This is a genomic window from Aeromonas schubertii (assembly GCF_000820105.1).
GTDB lineage: Bacteria > Pseudomonadota > Gammaproteobacteria > Enterobacterales > Aeromonadaceae > Aeromonas > Aeromonas schubertii.
The window spans coordinates 134,300-151,756 of the sequence record NZ_CDDB01000039.1 but is presented as its reverse complement, the minus strand read 5'-3'; the positions used below and the strand labels follow the sequence as shown (position 1 = coordinate 151,756).

General features: G+C 63.6%; 8 protein-coding genes and 1 riboswitch. Of the genes, 7 read left to right on the top strand and 1 reads right to left on the bottom strand.

All coding sequences use genetic code 11. The annotated features are described in order from the left end of the window. The first annotated feature begins 57 nt into the window (after positions 1–57). Positions 58–246, top strand: a riboswitch (Lysine riboswitch). Between the two features lie 82 nt (positions 247–328). The 7 genes from lysC (at position 329) to glpC (ending at position 9,651) form a co-directional block, all read left to right on the top strand. Further along, positions 329–1,681 carry a lysine-sensitive aspartokinase 3 gene (gene lysC / locus BN1133_RS07690; RefSeq protein ID WP_050665949.1) on the top strand — a complete coding sequence of 451 codons (1,353 nt, stop codon included), beginning with the start codon at positions 329–331 and terminating at the stop codon, positions 1,679–1,681. Between the two features lie 129 nt (positions 1,682–1,810). Continuing rightward, positions 1,811–4,039 (top strand): LTA synthase family protein, encoded by a 2,229-nt coding sequence (locus tag BN1133_RS07685; protein ID WP_050665948.1) that lies wholly within the window; start codon positions 1,811–1,813, stop codon positions 4,037–4,039. A 71-nt stretch (positions 4,040–4,110) separates the two neighbouring features. Next, on the top strand, positions 4,111–4,563 hold the full coding sequence (locus BN1133_RS07680; protein ID WP_050665947.1) for a YchJ family protein: 453 nt from the start codon (positions 4,111–4,113) through the stop codon (positions 4,561–4,563). A gap of 46 nt (positions 4,564–4,609) precedes the next feature. Next, the gene (locus tag BN1133_RS07675; RefSeq protein ID WP_050665946.1) at positions 4,610–5,362 is read left to right on the top strand and encodes a PilZ domain-containing protein; all 753 of its coding nucleotides are present in this window, start codon (positions 4,610–4,612) and stop codon (positions 5,360–5,362) included. A gap of 147 nt (positions 5,363–5,509) precedes the next feature. Continuing rightward, positions 5,510–7,138, top strand: a complete 1,629-nt coding sequence (glpA, locus tag BN1133_RS07670; RefSeq protein ID WP_050665945.1) for an anaerobic glycerol-3-phosphate dehydrogenase subunit A — start codon at positions 5,510–5,512, stop codon at positions 7,136–7,138. Further along, the gene (glpB, locus tag BN1133_RS07665) at positions 7,135–8,397 is read left to right on the top strand and encodes a glycerol-3-phosphate dehydrogenase subunit GlpB (RefSeq protein ID WP_050665944.1); all 1,263 of its coding nucleotides are present in this window, start codon (positions 7,135–7,137) and stop codon (positions 8,395–8,397) included. Before glpA ends, glpB begins: the two co-directional genes overlap by 4 nt. Before the next feature lie 51 nt (positions 8,398–8,448). Beyond that, on the top strand, positions 8,449–9,651 hold the full coding sequence (glpC, locus tag BN1133_RS07660; protein WP_050665943.1) for an anaerobic glycerol-3-phosphate dehydrogenase subunit GlpC: 1,203 nt from the start codon (positions 8,449–8,451) through the stop codon (positions 9,649–9,651). Positions 9,652–9,713: 62 nt separating this feature from the next. On the opposite strand, the gene BN1133_RS20310 is transcribed toward glpC, so the two are convergent. Next, on the bottom strand, positions 9,714–17,457 hold a 7,744-nt coding region (locus BN1133_RS20310), incomplete at its 5' end, for a T1SS-143 repeat domain-containing protein (RefSeq protein ID WP_197273655.1).

Genomic DNA, 17,457 nt, shown 5'->3' with positions numbered 1-17,457 from the left:
ATTGACACTGATAACCAAGACGGGTTATTTGTTTAATTACTCCACCGCCCAAGGGGTGGAGCCAGAAGAGGAGCGTTGCCCAGGCAGCCAGGGGGAGGAGTTCGGTCTCCGACGATCCCGGGCCAGGGGGAGCAGCGCCGAGATGGGAAGCATACCGTTATGCATCCCGTCGGCTGCGGGGGCTGAATCCCCCGGGCTGTCATCGGTGAAGGGTTAGTCCTTCTCAGGTGGAGCGCTTCTGGCCGGGATGTTCACCTATTCCTGCCATTTTACCGCTTCCCCTGTCTTTGTCCGATGGACCGGCTTTTTTATATAGACAGGAGTTTTCATGACCGCTCTCAACGTCGCCAAGTTTGGCGGCACCAGTGTCGCCGATGCCACCGCCATGGGCTGTTGCGCCGATGTCGTTCTCGCCAATCCCGCCACCCGTATTGTGGTGCTGAGCGCCAGCGCCGGCGTCACCAATCTGCTGGTCACCCTGGCCCAGGGGGAACTCGGTGACGAGGCCCTGGGCGAGCAGCTGGCCCGGTTGACAGAGATCCAGCAGCGTATCCTCGACGCCCTCTCCCCCAGCCCCGAGCTGCGGGCGGCCATCTATGCCCAGCTTGCCGAGATCGAGGCCATGGCACGCCAGGCCAGGTTGCACACCGATGCGGAGCTGGCCGATCGCCTCATCGCCTGTGGCGAGATGATGTCGAGCCGCCTCTTCACCGAGCTGCTGCGCCAGCGCGGGGCCAGCGCCCAATGGATCGATGTGCGCCAGCTGCTGCGTACCGACAGCCGCTTTGGCAAGGCGAGCGTCGATCTCGAGACTACCCGTACCCTCTGCCAGCAGACGCTCTCACCCCTGCTCGGCGATACCATCGTCGTCACCCAGGGCTTTATCGGGGCCGACGAACATGGCCGCACCACCACCCTGGGCCGGGGTGGCTCGGATTACAGCGCAGCCCTGCTCGCCGAAGCGATGGATGCCGGCAGCATCGAGATCTGGACCGATGTTCCCGGCATCTACACCACGGATCCGCGCCTGGTGACCCGGGCCAGACCCATCCCCGAAATCAGCTTCGCCGAGGCGGCCGAGATGGCCACCTTCGGTGCCAAGGTGCTGCACCCCTCGACCCTGCAACCTGCGGTGCGCAAAGACATCCCCGTCTTCGTCGGCTCGAGCCGGGATCCGGCGGCCGGCGGCACCTGGATCCGCGCAGCCACCCGCAGCAGCCCCCTGTTTCGTGCCGTGGCCCTGCGCCGCAACCAGGTGCTGGTCACCCTGCACAGCCCCAACATGTTTCACGCCTACGGCTTTCTGGCCGAGGTGTTTGGCATCCTGTCACGCCACCGCATCTCGGTGGATCTCATCACCACCTCCGAGGTGAGCGTCTCCCTGACCCTGGATCACACCGGCAGCCAGAGCAATGGAGAGACGACCCTGAGCGACAAGGTACTGGCCGAGCTCGGTGAGCTGTGCAAGGTCAAGGTAGAGAGCGGGCTCGCCCTGGTGGCCCTTATCGGCAATCGCATGAGCGAGGTCAATGGTGTGGGCAGCCAGGTCTTCGCCACCTTGCAGGATCACAATATCCGCATGATCTGCTATGGGGCCAGCGCCCACAACCTCTGCTTCCTGGTGGGCGAAGAGGAGGCCGGCGCCGTGGTCAACCGGCTGCATCAGGGTCTGCTCGGCTAATCGATCCGGGTCCATGGAGGGACCCGTCATCAACTGTTAATCAGATCTTCATTTTCCGGTCATAAAATTGACAACGAGAGGGCATTGGCCGCACCATCGGCCACTCTCGTTGCTCAAGGACAGGGCCAGATGAGATCCCGATTTGTCACTCCAGCCGCCGACTGGCGGCGCCTCCTGCTCCACCTGCTGTGGGGCCTGCTTCTCTTTGCCCTGCTGCTTCCCTGGCTGCGCCTCGACGCCGTGCTGAACCGTTTCGAGCCCATCGACTTTCACAGCGGCACCCTGCAGGTCGCCCGCCTCGAGCAGGCCTCCCTGCTCTACAAGAGTGACGAGCGCGGCATGTATGTGGTACTGCATCACAAGTGGCGACTGGCCGAGCCCCTGCAAGGAGCCGACCGTCTCACCTTCATCCTGCGCCGGGAAGACGGCGGTGAGGCCGGCCGCCTCGACATCGATGCCAGCAAGCGCCAACGCTGTGGCGACAAGGGGTGCCTTGTACAGCTCAACAGCACGATGCGCGTCCCCGATGATGCGGCCAGCCGGGAGTACTCCCTCTGGGTGAAACCGCAGATCCAGGGGGCACCGCTGCCCACCCGCTTCCTGCAGATCTTGCCGGCCCGGGGCTTCTCCCTGCCCCAACTGCTACTCGCTCTCGGCACCATAGTGCTGGTCAACGCCCTGTTGCTGCACCTGCTGGCTCCCCTGTTTCGCCTGCGCCGACGCTCCCGGCTGGCGGCCAGCCTGCTGCTGGGTAACCTTACCTTCCTGCTGCTGCACGGCTTTGCCTTCTTTCGCTTCGGTGAGTTCACCCTCTGGTCGGGATTTCGGATCGAACACTACTACCTGGCCTGGGGCACCATGGTGATAGGCTGGGGAGTGTGCGCCCTGGCCGGTTTTCATCTCTACATGGGACTGGCCTTCACCCTCTTGATGGGCTTAGGCCTTGTCGCCAACTTCACCAAGATCGCCATCTACGGGGTGCCCATCGGTGGCAATGATCTCGGCAACCTGCTGGGGCTGCTCCAGATCCTGCGCGAGGAGCACCCTTGGGCGCCCTGGGCGCTGGCCCTGCTGCTGGCGCTCGCCTGCTGGCGTTTCGCCCTGTCGCGCTGGCTGCTGCGCGGGGTTGCGGCTACCCTCGCCTTCTTTGCCCTGTGCGTCTTCGCCACCCAGGCCAGCAACCGCCTGCTCGGCCCCAACGTGCGTTATTTTCAGCACAGCGTCACCTATCACAGGGATCTGATCCGCGCCGGCCCCGGCCTCTACCTCTTCAACCTGGTGGATGACATGGTGAGCCAGGGATCCATCTTCCGCTACCCCCTGCTCAGCTCGGGTCTCGCCCCGCAGCGGGAGCACGCTCCCGAGCATCACCCTCCCCTCTGGGACAGGGTGATCGTGCTGCAATATGAATCCCTCTGGCTCGGTTGGCAGGGGAAGATCTGTGCCAGGGCGCCGGAGCTCACCCTGCCCGCCGGCGTGCACCAGTGGCGCAAAACCATCCACTCCCCCACCACGGGAGGGATGACGGTGCTGGCCGAGTTCGAGATGAACACCGGGCTGCCGGTGGGACTGCTCAAGCAGGGCATAGTGCCCTATTACTATCTGCAGCCGAGTGTGCCGAGCCTCGCCAACACGGCGCGGGCCAACGGCTATCAGACCCTCTTCGTCCACCCCTATGTGGAGAAATTCTGGGGCAGGGATCGGGCGATCCCGGCGCTGGGCTACCAGACTCGCTGGTTTGAGGAGGCCTTTACCACCCTCTCTCACAAGGGACTCTATGTCTCGGACGATGCCATGATAGCTCGCCTGCTGAGCGGCGAGGCTCCCCAGTTTGCCTATGGGGTCACCATGCAGGGGCATGGTCCCTTCGATGGCCCGCGCTATCAGGGGGCCGAGCTCGATGGCGCCTGCCCCGATCTCCCCGCCGACGAGCGGCAGACCCTCAACACTTACTACACAGGCGTGGTGGATGCCATGGCCTCATTGCAGAAGCTGCTCGAGACCCTGACGGCCGGCGATGAACGTTTTTTGGTGATCGCCTTTGGCGATCACCAACCCTTCCTGATGGGTGCGGGGGATGGCATCCTGGGTCCCAACCCAACCCGGGCGGCCCGCTACGAGATCCCCCTGATGGTCTTCACCCGCGAGGGGGATCTGCTCGACCCGGCCACCGCCTTCGGCGAGGTGCGCCAGCTCTATGAGCTGGGCCAGATCACCCGAACCCTGTTGGCCGGCCGCCTGCAGGCCGCCGAGCCTCAGCCCCTGCTGCACCCGGTATTGGGTGAAGAGGCAGGATTTGACCCCACGCCCCTGCTGCCCCAGATCCGCGCCACCTTCAAAAGCGACGCCCTTCCCTGATAACAAGGGGGTTGGCCCCGGGGTGAGGGGCGATTAGTATGGCTCCCCTCACCGCACACGGAGTCCTTTTCATGTCCGATTGTCCTTGCGGCCAGGGCCGCCCCTATGCCGACTGTTGCCAACCCCTGCATCTGGGCGCCGCCGCCCCCACTCCCGAAGCGCTGATGCGCTCCCGCTATTGTGCCTTCGTGCTGGGACTGGGGGAGTACCTGGTCGAGACCTGGCATCCGGACCATCTGGGGGGCCTCAGCGCCGAAGAGCTGGGGCAGCAAGATACCCGCTGGGATCATCTGGAGATCCTCGGCAGCGGCGAGCAGGGCGATCAGGGGTGGGTCGAGTTCAAGGCCTGGTTTCAAGATGGCGGACAACTTGCCTGCCTGCACGAGCGCTCTCGCTTCCTGCGCGAGGCGGGACGCTGGCGCTACACGGAGGGGGAGATATCGCCGCCCCCCACCCGGATCGGTCGCAACGATCCCTGCCCCTGTGGCAGCGGCAAGAAGTTCAAGAAGTGTTGTGCCTCCTGAGGGAGTGGCCTTAAATGAAACACATCTCTGCATGTAAGGAGGCGTTGTGACAGAACAGAGCCAGGCCAGTGCCATCAAGCAGAAGCTGCTCGCCCAGCGGGAAAAAGGGACCCCAATCAAGGGGAGCGATGTGCTCTCCTACCTGCAACCCGCCAGCGAGGCCGGCGTCGAGGTGATCACGCCGACCGGGGTCAACCGGGCACTCCCCGCCGTCCTGATCGGGTCGGATCGCCGCGGATTCCTCTACTTCACCCTCTACACCGTCTCGGCCAACGAGGCGGCCCTCTGCTGCCGCCCCGGTTATCGGGTCGCCATCTCGCTGGTGTGTGAACGGGGCATGGGAGCCATGGTGCACTTCAGCAGCTTCATCGAGCAGTTCAGCAGTGCGCCGCTGGTATTCACGGTGCGCACACCCGAGAGCCTGCTCTTGAGCAAGATCCGCAAGGAGACGCGCTATCCGGTCCAGTGTGAAGGGCTGGCCGTGGTCGGGCAGCGCCAGGTCGAGATCAGCCTGCTCGATCTCTCCCAGGATGGCTGCGCCTTCGCCACCAATCACCTGGCCCCGCCCTTCTCCCCCGGTTGGCAGCTGGAGCTGCGCTTTCGACCCGCCACACGGGATGCCACCCAGTTTCGTCTCACCGGCACCCTCTGCAACCTGCGCACGGTCGGAGGACAACACCGCTACGGCATGCGCTTTGACGCCCATGGCCGCCAGCAGAGCGCACGCTTCTTCGAGCATCTGGAGTTCAATGGCCACCACATGGTGATGCGCCAACATCAGCCGGAGGCGCACCAATGACGCTCCCGACGAGTGCGATATGGCTCACAAAAAACCACACAACACCCATCGCTTGAGCGTTTGCGCTCATTAATTTGGTCTGAATCAAACATTTTTCATGGCGTTCCCGTCACACTGCTCCTAACAAGAAGCAGTGAGATGAGCACAATGAAACGGATCACCACCCAGGTCGTTATCATAGGCGGCGGGGCAACGGGCGCAGGGATCATGCGCGATTGCGCCCTGCGCGGTATCGACTGTGTTTTGCTCGAGCGCGATGACATCGCCTCGGGCACCACGGGCCGCAACCACGGCCTGCTCCACTCCGGCGCCCGCTACGCCGTCACCGACCAAGAGTCTGCCCGCGAGTGCATTCAGGAAAACCGCATCCTCAAGCGCATCGCCAGCCACTGTGTGGAGGACACCGGCGGTCTCTTTCTCACCCTGCCGGAAGATGACATCGGCTTTCAGAAGACCTTTATGGAGGCCTGTGCCCGCGCCGGCATCGAGACCCGTCAGCTCGACCCGCGTGAGGCGCTGCTCCTCGAGCCCAACGCTAACCCGGCCATGATAGGGGCCATCCAGGTACCGGATGGTACGGTCGACCCCTTCCGTCTCGCCGCCGCCAACGTGCTCGACGCCAAGGAGCACGGTGCACGTATCTTCACCCACAGCAAGGTGCTGGGGCTGCTGCGCACCCAGGACAGAGTGCACGGTGTCAAGGCCATCAATACCCGCACCGGCGAAGCCTTCGAGGTGGAGTGCCAGGAGGTGATCAACGCCGCCGGGATCTGGGGCCAGCAGATCTGCGAATATGCCGACCTCGGCATCCGCATGTTCCCGGCCAAGGGCTCCCTGCTCATCATGGATTACCGCATCAACCAGCTGGTGCTCAACCGCTGCCGCAAGCCGGCCGACGCCGACATCCTGGTCCCCGGGGATACCATCTCCCTCATCGGCACCACCTCGAGCAAGGTGGACTACCACACCATCGACAACCTCAAGGTGACCCCGGAAGAGGTGGAAGTCTTGCTGCGCGAGGGGATCAAGCTCTCCCCCATCATGGCGCGCACCCGATTGCTGCGCGCCTACGCCGGGGTACGCCCCCTGGTCGCCGTGGACGGGGACGAGTCGGGCCGCAACATCAGCCGCGGCATAGTGCTGCTCGATCACGGCGAGCGCGACGGCCTGCAGGGCTTTAACACCATCACGGGCGGCAAGCTGATGACCTATCGCCTGATGGCCGAATGGGCCACCGATCTGGTGGCCAGGAAACTCGGCAACAGCACCCCCTGCCGCACCGCCGAGCTGGCGCTGCCCGGCTCGCGCGACCCCGAGAAGGTCTCGGCCCCGGGTCTGAGTGCCCCGGCCGAGGGCTCGGCCCAGTACCGCCACGGGGAGCGGGTCATCGCCTTCTTTCGTGACAATCCCAGGGCCAATGCCCTCATCTGCGAGTGCGAGATGGTGACCGCCGGCGAGATAGAGTACGCCCTGCGCGAGCTGGATGTAGACAACCTTATCGATCTGCGCCGCCGCACCCGGGTCGGCATGGGCCCCTGTCAGGGTGAGCTGTGCGCCTACCGCGCCGCCGGCCTGATGCACGAGTACGGCAAGGCCGATGGCCGCCAGGCCTGCGTCATGCTGCGCCAGTTTATCGAGGAGCGTTTCAAGGGCACCCGCCCGGTGTTGTGGGGGGATGCCCTGCGCGAAGCGGAATTTACCTACTGGATTTATGAGGGGCTGTTCGGGCTGGGTAGCTGGACCGCCGAGCCGCGCACTGAGGAGGCCGCATCATGAGATTCGACAGCATCATCATAGGTGGCGGCATCGCCGGCCTGTGCGCCGGCCTGCGTCTGGCCGAGGCGGGGCAGAAGAGCCTCATCATGGCCTCGGGTCAGAGTGCTCTGCATTTCTCCTCCGGCTCGGTGGACTTGCTGGGCGGCGAGGGGGATCCCCGCACCGCCCTGCCCGACTTCATCGACCGGCACCCGGAGCACCCCTATGCCCGGGTGGGCCACGCCAATGTGCTGGCCAGCCTGGACGATCTGCAGCGCCACTGCGCCGCCGAGGGACTCATCCTGACGGGCGGCGAGCGCAACCACAGACGCCTCACCCCCATCGGTACCCTCAAGGAGACCTGGCTCTCTCCCGATACCTGCGCCATCGCCGGCGACACGCCCCAGCCCGAGCGGCTGATGCTCGCCACCCTGGAGGGATTTCGTGACTTCCACCCGGCCCTGGCCGCCGCCAATCTGGCAAACCAGCCCGGGTTTGCCAATACCCGCATCCTCACCGGCGAGCTGCGCCTGCCCCAGCTGGCCGAATTTAGCCGCAATCCCCACGAGTTTCGCTCCGCCGACATCGCCCGCCTGTGCGATCGCCACGATCTGCTGGCCGACCTGGCCCGGGAGATCTCGCGCCTGATGCACGAGGCCGGTGGCCACTGCCACCATCTGGTGCTGCCCGCCTGTCTCACCCTGGGGCTGGTAGGCGAGCGCCTGAGCGAGCTGGAAAAACGCACCGGCTGCACCATCCGCGAGGTCGCCACCATGCCGCCGTCGCTCATCGGCATGCGCCTGCAGGAGACCCTCAAACGCCGCTTCATCGCACTCGGCGGCACCTATCTCACCAGCGAGCGGGTGCAGGGGGCACACTGTGCAAACGACCGGGTGATAGGCCTCTACAGCCAAAACGGGGAAGACGTCCTGTTCGAGGCAGACCACTTCATCCTCGCCACCGGCAGCTTCTTTAGTCGCGGCCTGGAGTCGCGCCTGCGCGGCATTCGCGAGCCCATCTTCGGTGCCGACGTGCTCAGCGACCCGGAGCGCGATGCCTGGGCTGGTCGCCGTCTGTTCAGCCACCACCCCTTCATGGGCTTCGGCGTCAAGACCGACGAGCGGCTGCGGGTACTGCGTTCAGGCCAGCCGCTCACCAACCTCTTTGGTGCCGGCAGCATACTGGCCCACTACGATCCGATTGCCGAGGGCTCAGGCTCCGGGGTGGCCGTCGCCACCGGCTGGCAGGCCGCCGGCCACATTCTGGAGTCGGCCCGATGAGACCTATGCCCCATATCCCGTGCCTTCAATCCCAACGGGAGGAGAATTGATATGCTGCTCGATCACGCCAACCAGACCTTCGATCAATGCATCAAGTGCACCGTCTGCACCGCCTACTGCCCGGTGGCCAAGGCCAACCCCGCCTACCCGGGCCCCAAGCAGGCCGGTCCGGACGGGGAGCGCCTGCGCATCAAGAGCCCGGCCCTCTATGATGAAGCGCTCAAGCACTGCACCAACTGCAAACGCTGTGAGGTGGCCTGCCCGAGCGGCGTGCGCATCGGCGACATCATAGCCCGGGCCAAGCACCAGTACGGGGGGATGAAGCCGGGGATCCGGGAGTTCGTCCTCTCCCACACCGATCTGATGGGGGGCATGTCTACCCTGATGGCCCCTGTGGTCAACCTCACCACCAGCCTCAAGCCGGTCAAGATGGTGCTCGACAAAGCCCTCGGGGTCTCCTCCCACCGGGATCTTCCCAAGTACTCCCAGGGCACCTTCCGTGGCTGGTACAAGAAACAGAAGGCGACCCAGGCCAGCTATGGACGTCAGGTGGCTTACTTCCACGGCTGCTACGTGAACTACAACCATCCTCAGCTCGGCAAGGAGCTGGTGCAGGTACTCAACGCCATGAACATAGGCGTGCAGCTGCTCGAGCGGGAGAAGTGTTGCGGTGTGCCGCTCATTGCCAACGGCTTCATGGAGAAGGCCAAGGCCCAGGCCGCCTTCAACATCCAGCAGATGGAGAGCACCCTCACGGGCAATGAGATGCCCCTGCTCACCACCTCCTCCACCTGTGGCTTTACCCTGCGTGACGAATATCCCCACCTGCTGGAGCAGGACAACCACAAGGTGCGCAGCCGCATCTCCCTCATTACCCGCTTCTTGTGGCAGGAGTTCCAGAAGGGCAACCTGCCGGCCATGAAGCCGCTCGATCTGCACATTGCCTACCACACCCCCTGCCACATGGAGAAGATGGGGGGCGTCATCTACACCCTCGAGATCCTGCGGGCCATCCCCGGGGTGCGCGTCACCGTGCTCGACTCCCAGTGCTGTGGCATCGCCGGCACCTATGGCTTCAAGTCGGAGAACTACGCCACCAGCCAGAGCATCGGCCAGGGGCTGTTCGAGCAGATTGGGCGCCTCAAGCCGGATCTGGTGATCACCGACTGCGAGACCTGCAAGTGGCAGATAGAGATGAGCACCCCCTACCGCTGCGAGCACCCGATCCACCTGCTGGCCCAGGCCCTGGCCTGAGCAATCCGTCACCCAAAAAAGAGCCGGCATCAATGCCGGCTCTTTGCGTGACGCAGCAGGAATCACTTCACGATCAGGTTGTGCTGATCGATGAGAGACTGAAGTATGTCGTGGTTGCTGTGCCCACTGAGGCTCCATTGGCTCACATCGACGTTCTCCAGGGTGATCTGCTGGCTCACCTTCCCATCCCTGGCCGGGGAGACAGCGAGATCCAGCGTCTTGAGTCCATTGCTGCCATCGCTCACCGCCAGTTGCAGATGATTGAGCAGACCATCGACACTGTGGTCACTGGCCCCCTTGAGCAGCTCGGAGAGATCGATAGCATCCCCCTCGCCGGGGTTGAAGTCGGTGATGATATCGTGAGCCGGTGTATTACCCCCTTCGTCCCCTGCCCCCCACAAGAAGAGATCGCTCCCCTTGCCCCCGGTCAAAATGTCATTGCCGGCCCCGCCACGCAGCACATCGTGCCCGTCGGAGCCTGTCAGGGACTCCGCAGCCCCACTCCCGAGCAAGGGTCCACTGGCGTGAGCATGGATATCGATGCTCTCCGGCAGTGAAGCCAGCAGAGTGCCCCCGACGCTCGACTCGGCGCTCACGGTCAGATGGTGAACCCCCTCTGCCAGACCGCTCACAAAGAGTGGCTGATGATGATCGACCGGCAGCAGCCAATTACCCAGCCCCAGATCCGAGCCGATCACATTACCGTGCTCATCCACGATGTGGGCACCGTCCAGGCCGCTCAGTCGCAAGGAGAGCTCACCCGGCGCCGGATTGACCACATCTGCCGAGATACCGAGCGGTACCGCCGTTCCCACCAGGGTAACGATATCGCCGCTCTCCACCAGCAGGGTCGGCATATCCGGCTGAGCCAACACATGGACAGGCAGGGTGTCGCTGTCAGTCATCACACCGCCGGCCCCGCTGTTACCCAGATCAGAGGTGGTGACATGCAGGGTATCACTGCCCCAGAAATGGGCGTCAGGCTGATAGTGCACGGCACTGGCAAGCAGCAAATTAATCTCGCCAAGCGTCCCGGTCAGCACCAGTTGAGGAGATCCCGACCCACTCGCACTCACCGAGCCCGCACTGCCGCTCAGGGCCAAAGTGCCGTGAGAGACACTCAGGGTCATGGAGACGGGGTGTTGCCCCGCATCCACATCCTTCACGCTGATGCCAGAGAGGGAGAGAGCGCCATCCTCTTGCACCGTCAGGCTGGCCGGCACCTGGTTGACCGGGGCATCGTTGACCGCCTGCACCTCGATGGGCAAGACGTCGCTATCGCTCAGGGGCCCGCCACTGCCGGTGTTGCCAAGATCATCGGTGACCATGGTCAGGGCGTCCTGGCCATTGAAGTCCTGGACGCCTTGATAGGTCACACCGCCACTGAGCAAGGCATTGAGACTGGCCAGGGTGCCTGTCAGCACCAGGGAGCCGGTACCATTGCCAACCACGCTCACGCCGCTGCCAGCCGGCAGGTTGAGGGTGCCGTGTTCGACCGAGAGGCGCACCTCGATGGGGCTGTTGCCCGCATCCACATCCGTCACCTGCAGCCCCCGGATGACGAAGGGGGTATCCTCTTGCGCCACTTGGGGATCGCTCGGCAGCACATTGACAGGCGCATCGTTGACCGGACTGATATCCAGGTGGATGCTGCCGCCTACCTCGGGGCCGAGGGCACCGTTATCCAGACTCTGGGCCGTCACCTTGAGATCCACAGCGCCGTTGGCGTCGTTGGTCACCAGCTCCACCGCATCGAGCCTGCCGCCATCCGTGGTGATCTGCCAGACGCCGCCCCCGAGATCCACCACAGTGCCGGCGACCCCGTTTGGCAGCCGCACCTCTGCACCGTCCGGCACCCCTTCGAGGGTGACGCGAACCTGCTCGGGTCCATTTTCGTGCACATTGCCGGCACTGCCACCGGTGGCCTGGGTATCCCGGGTCTCCAGCCCCAGGTTCAGGGTGATCACCTCCCCTTCCGTACCGCTCGCCCTGTCCTGAATATCGGCGACGATGGGATCCCCCACCGGGTTGACGGTGACGGTGAAGCTGTCACTGGTTTCAAGAGGTAGCGTGAGCCCCTTGTCCAGGGTGAAGGCACTCAGGGTGAGATTCACACTGCCGCTGAAATCTGCCGGCGGGATCAGGGTCAGTTTGGCGAAGTCCGTGCCCACCGGCACCTGCCACACACCGCCGCCGTTGTTGACCGCGGGGGCAGAGAGGGTAAAGCCATCGGGAACCCCTTTTATCTGGAGTGCCACTATCTGCTCGGAGCCGTCGTTGTCCACCAGGGCGGCATCGAAGCCTGCAAGGCTGACGCTGCCATCTTCATTACCCGTCACGTCGTGCACGGTGAGCGTCGCCGGATCGTTGACCGGTATGACCTCGAAATTCACCTGGCCGCTCCAGCTGCCGCGATCGGTACCCGTGGTGGCGGTATCGAGAATATCCACCGTCACCGCAAGCGGCACCTGACCGCTGAAGTGCTCTTTGGGTACAAACACCACATCCTTGAGGCCATTGGCATCCACCACCAGCGACTGGACGGGATGACCGTTGCCATCGAGGAAGTGGCCGTACCTGGCATCGACGGTCACCGTCACCCGCTCCACCGTCTCGAGACCGCCATTGGTCACCGAAGGGCTGATATCGGCGAGTTTCACCGAGAGATCGAGGTGGATCTCGGTGTCTTCCAGGTTATCCGGCTGGCCGTCGCCGTTGACATCCTTCACCGCCAGTTGCAGGCTCGGCGCCCCATCGTGGCCGCTATGGATATCGACCTCGGGGGTGATGGAGAGGGTGATCTCTTTCTCCACCATCTTGGTGTCACCGCTCACCGTATCGGTGTTAACCAGCCGCACAGTGAAATGCAGGCCATCACCGGCGTAGTCCTCTGGCAGGGTCAGGGTCAGGCTGTCGAGATCGCTCAGGCCATTGGGTAACTTGATCAGATACTCGCCGTTGACGAAATCAAAGGTGAGCCCCTGCACACTGACGCCGGCTGGCAAACCGGTAATGACGATGCTGAGCTCGTCGTCGCCGTTGTCGCTGCTGCCCAGGGTCACCAGCTGCCTCAGCTGGGCGCCAACATCGACGCTGTGATCTTCCACTCCCGTGATGGGCTGGCTGTTGTCAAGATCGACCGTCGCGGCAACCTGGCTCCCGTTGTTTGCCGCATGGAACTCGGCGCTGGTATTGAGCTCCCGGTACACTGGTGCACTGATATCCCCCTCGCCGTTGTCCCCAAGATCGATCACCCTGGCGTTGACCTTGAAGGCGACGGTACCGGTAAAGCCATCCGGCGCGTGCAGCGCATAGCTGCCAAGAGCGCTGTTCGGCACAGTCCAGTTGCCCTTGCCATCGCTGATGCCCCCCACCACCACAAAGCCCGGCGGCAGGTCGCTGATGACCAGATAGTCGATGACCTCACTGCTGCCGGGATCGAGATCCTCGAAGGTGAACATGCCCTTGAGCGGGATATCATGCCCGTCCTGGCTATCCAGCTGGCCGGTTTGTACCAGCTGGCCATCGGGCTCCACCACAGCCCGAATATCCACGAGCAAGGAGCCCTCGATCACCTTCTGAGCCGTGGCACTGGAGTCCACATCCTGCTGGGTGATGGTGACATGGCTCTGGATGCGGGTGTCCCTGTCGCTGTCTTCGGGGGCTTTGACCAGCAGCTGGCCGCCATTGAGCAGGTTCTGCAGGTCGGCGTCGCTCAAGTCCACGGCGCCCCCATTCACGGTCAACTGGGTATCCACTCCCCCGGCCCGGATCCAGATTTCATAACCGGGTTCGATGCCGGAGAGGCTGAGGTGCGTCACCCGTTCGGCGCTGTCACCCAGATCCGGGCGCCACTCGAGCAGAGTCAACTGATCTTCCAGACCATGGCTGGTCTTGGCATAGTCGCCGGCGTCGATCTCGGGCTCCACCTTGATGGTGAGTGGCACATCGAAGCGCTGGTGATCCCCGTCATTCTCGGTCACCACTAGGTGGCCGACGAGGTGAATATCGGCAGTACTGTTGGGAGGCGGCTGGATCTGCAGATTGCCAAGGGATGACACATTCACCTGATAGAGGGGATTGCCCTGGCCATCGAGCCCGGCAAAGGTCAGGGTCAGCTCCTTGCCGCTGCCGTCAAATACCCTGGCCCCGGCCGGCAAGCCTTCCAGCACCAGATTGAGGCTCTCGGAGGTGTCTTGCGGCGTGTCGACCTTCTCCCCCGACTCCAGCCGGAAATCGAGCGGCGCCCGGCCATCTTCCTTGGTGGTGATGGTGTAACCGTCGCCCTCCTGGGCCCACCCCGTGGAGTGAAGGTCAACATGCGGTTTATCCACGACCCCGACCAGATCCACGTGCAGGGTCTGGCTGCCGGTCTCCTTCTCATTGACCAGGGTATGAATCTGGCCGTTGGCATCGGTCAGGGTGGCGCTGTCCTTCACCACCCCCTTGATGGTCAGATCAAAATCGACGTTGCTGTTTTTCGGCGGCTGCAGCTTGAGGTCATTGATGCGATCGTAGGGCACCTCGTAGTAGCCGTTGGCATCCAGGGTGACCGCCACCCCGCCGAGTAGCAGAGTGGCGCCGGTGGGCAGGCCGCTGATGCGCACAAACAGCTGTTCGGAGCCATCACTCGTGTCCCCCAGATGGCCGAGCACTATCTTGTTGCCAAGGTTGAGCAGGGTGTCTTCCTTACCCTGGATCTCGCGCACGGTCAGCTTGGCGTCATCGGCCAGGGGCTTGACGTTGATCACCACTTCGATGGCATCCCCAAAGGCCTTGTTCTGACCGCTGACCACCGGCACCTTCTCGGTGCTGACCGGGGTGACCGAGAGCTTGATGTCGCCGCTGTAGTCCTTGCCGGGCACCACGGTGACCTTGTTGATGTTGCTGGCCGAGACGCTGTAGATGCCGCTGGCATTTGGCTTGAGCTCGGCGCCGTTGAGCATGAGGGTGCCCTTGCCCGCCTCCCATTTGATCTGGTAGCTCAGGCTCTCCGAGCGGTCCGTATCGGTCAGGCTCGCCTTCACATTGAGCCTGATGCCACTGCTGTCCTCATCGGTGCTGTCGTGCAGGCTGGTGCTACCGGTGACCCACACCGGCTTGTCGGCAATGCCGCGCACCGTGATGGCCAGATCGCCGGTGACAGGATCCGGCGCCGTGCCCTGGGTCACGCCAACTTGTAGCGCCACCTGGAAATGCAACGGCTGACCACTGTTGCTCCAGCTTGACCAGTTGGCATCCGGCACAAAGGTGAGGCCGGTGGTGGTGTAATGGACCTTGTCACCGGTGACCATGGCCTCGGGTGGTACGATAAACCACTGGCCATCGGCCGTGGTGGTCAGCGCCACCCCGTTGTAGTAGAAGGTGCCGTGGGCATTGGCAGGCGCCTGAATAAGGAGCTCATCCACATGCTCGCCCCGATCAAAATCGCCAATATCGAGCGCCATCTGGATGGGGATGCCCTGGCTCGGATCCTGGGCGCCCTGATCCTCCTGCCCGGTCACGGGATTTACGGTGAAGCGCACCGCCTCATCCTGCAGATTGAGGGTCAGGGTGCTCTGTGCGGTATCACCGTCGCCGTCGACGAGCTGGGCTGTGATGACCTGACTGAGGGTACTGGCATCGTGATCAACACCCGCCCTTGGGGTGAAGCTGTAGTTGCCATCCGCCCCTATGGTGAGGGAGCCCATCACCTGTTTACCATCCGGGCTCATCACCTCCAGGGTCAGGCTGCCGTTGATGGCATGCATCTGCCCGTTGACGGTGACCGATGCCACCCTGGCGCCATCGGCCCCCTCGTTGGCCGGCGGCAGCAGATCGCCGCTCACGGCGCTGCCGGTTTCGCTCAGGCTGTGAGTCAGATGGGTGCCGACGGGCATGTCATCCTGCACCGTGACTCGCACGCTGACATTGGGGCTGCGATCTCCGTCGTGATCGGTGACAAAGAGTGGCACCTCGATGGCCAGCTCATCCTTGCCCTGGGCCCCGTGATCGAGCTGACCCACCAGATAGACGCCATAACTGCCGCTGGCATCGAGATGGATCCAGAACACCGGCTTGCCACCCTCGGCCATGGCCAGATACCAGCCTGGATTGCTATGGGCGACCAGGGTCACCGCCTTGCCACCCGAGGTGAGGTGATTGGCCTGATTGAAGGCGGCCACATCCAGCTGCAGCGACGCCACCCTGTCCGACCCTGCGCTGATAGTCACCCTGCCGCCCGCAGTCTCACCGCCCTCGGTCGGGGTGGTGCCCGGATGCTGGGTACTGCTGGCATCGAGATCCGACTCCTCAACCCGCACCGGCTCGATGGCGATGACAAGCGGATTCTCACCATCGGTCACCATAATGGTGGCCGTCCCCTGGCGCTGGCTGCCGTCGCTGTCGGTGACCTGGACCGGCAAGGTCAGATTGAGCGTGTCGCTCGCCTTGTGATCCAGATTGGTGTGTACCGTCACCCGATAATCCAGGGTCGCCTCACTATGGGCCTCAATGCGCCCCGGCACACTCGGCAGGGTCACGCTCAGCACCAGGGTGCCGCTCGCCGTGACCGCCTGGAAGGCGTGGCCGTTGCTGCCCGGCACTTCCTGCCAGGTGAGGGTCTCCCCGTTGTGGGTGACGGGATTGCCATCGGCATCCAGCACCTGGCCGGAGAGAGTCAGGCGCACATCCGTCACGGGATCGGAATCCGCCTTGATGGTGATCTTGCCAGTATCCTGCTGATCATCCGCGCTCGAGTTGACGCCATCAAAGCGTCCTTCTTCCAGAGTCACGCCGGTGAGCGTCAAGGTCGGCTTGCCCCCTTCCGCAATGGAGACATTGAGGGTGCCCGTGGTGCTGTCGTTGTTGCCGGAGCCCTTGTCGCTGTCGACAACGTTGACCTTGAACGGCAGCTCGGTGGCGTTGCCACTGCTCTGATGTACCCCTTCGAACAGGGTCACCTTGTAGTCGAAACCGTTGTTGGCGGCGTTGTCGAGCTTGCCAACCAGCTCCACCTGCAGCACCTCGATTCGCTGACCCGCCACCTCCACATAACCCTTGAGGATCTGGCTGCCCGGGATGGCTGGGTCGCCATCCACCAGTTCGTATTTCACCGGTTGACCCAGGGCGGTCAACGCCGGCTGCTCGGCCGGATCGGCAAACGACACCTCGCTCACCCGATCCGAACCGGCGCTGATCTGGAACTGGCCCGTGCCGGTGAGAGGATTGTGACCATCGAGGTTGCCCTCATCCAGGCTGACACCGCTACCCGCGACAAAGGTGGGGGCGCTGCCATCCTTGATGACCAAGGGCAACCGGGTGGAGGCCCTGTCCCCATCTTTATCCGTGAGCGTCACCACCAGCGGCAAGTCGAGGGACTCGCTCCCCTGATGATCCAGCTCGCCGCTCAGGGTGACTTTGCTGGTGACGCTCCAGTTGCCATTGCTCTCCACCAGATCGAGCTCGGCCCGCAATACCTCGCGACCGTCCGCACTGGTGCCCACCAGATCGCCGTTGCCATCCAGGGTAAAGGTGACCGGGCTGCCATGGCTGCTGTATTTGCCATCCAGACTCTGCTGGATGGCCGAGATGTCGAACTTGAGACTATCGCGCGCCAAGGCATCTGCACCGTGGCTTACGGTAAAGCTCATGGTGCTCACCACAGCCCCCGCCCCCTGATTGGCCTCGGTCATCCCGGTGCCGGCCACGGCGCTGATCACCGGGTTGGCCCCGTCGCCGATGGCGACGCTCAAGCTGGAAGAGACGCGATCTCCGTCGCTATCGGTCAGGGTAAACGCGGCGCTAAGCAGGCTGTCGGCACTGCCC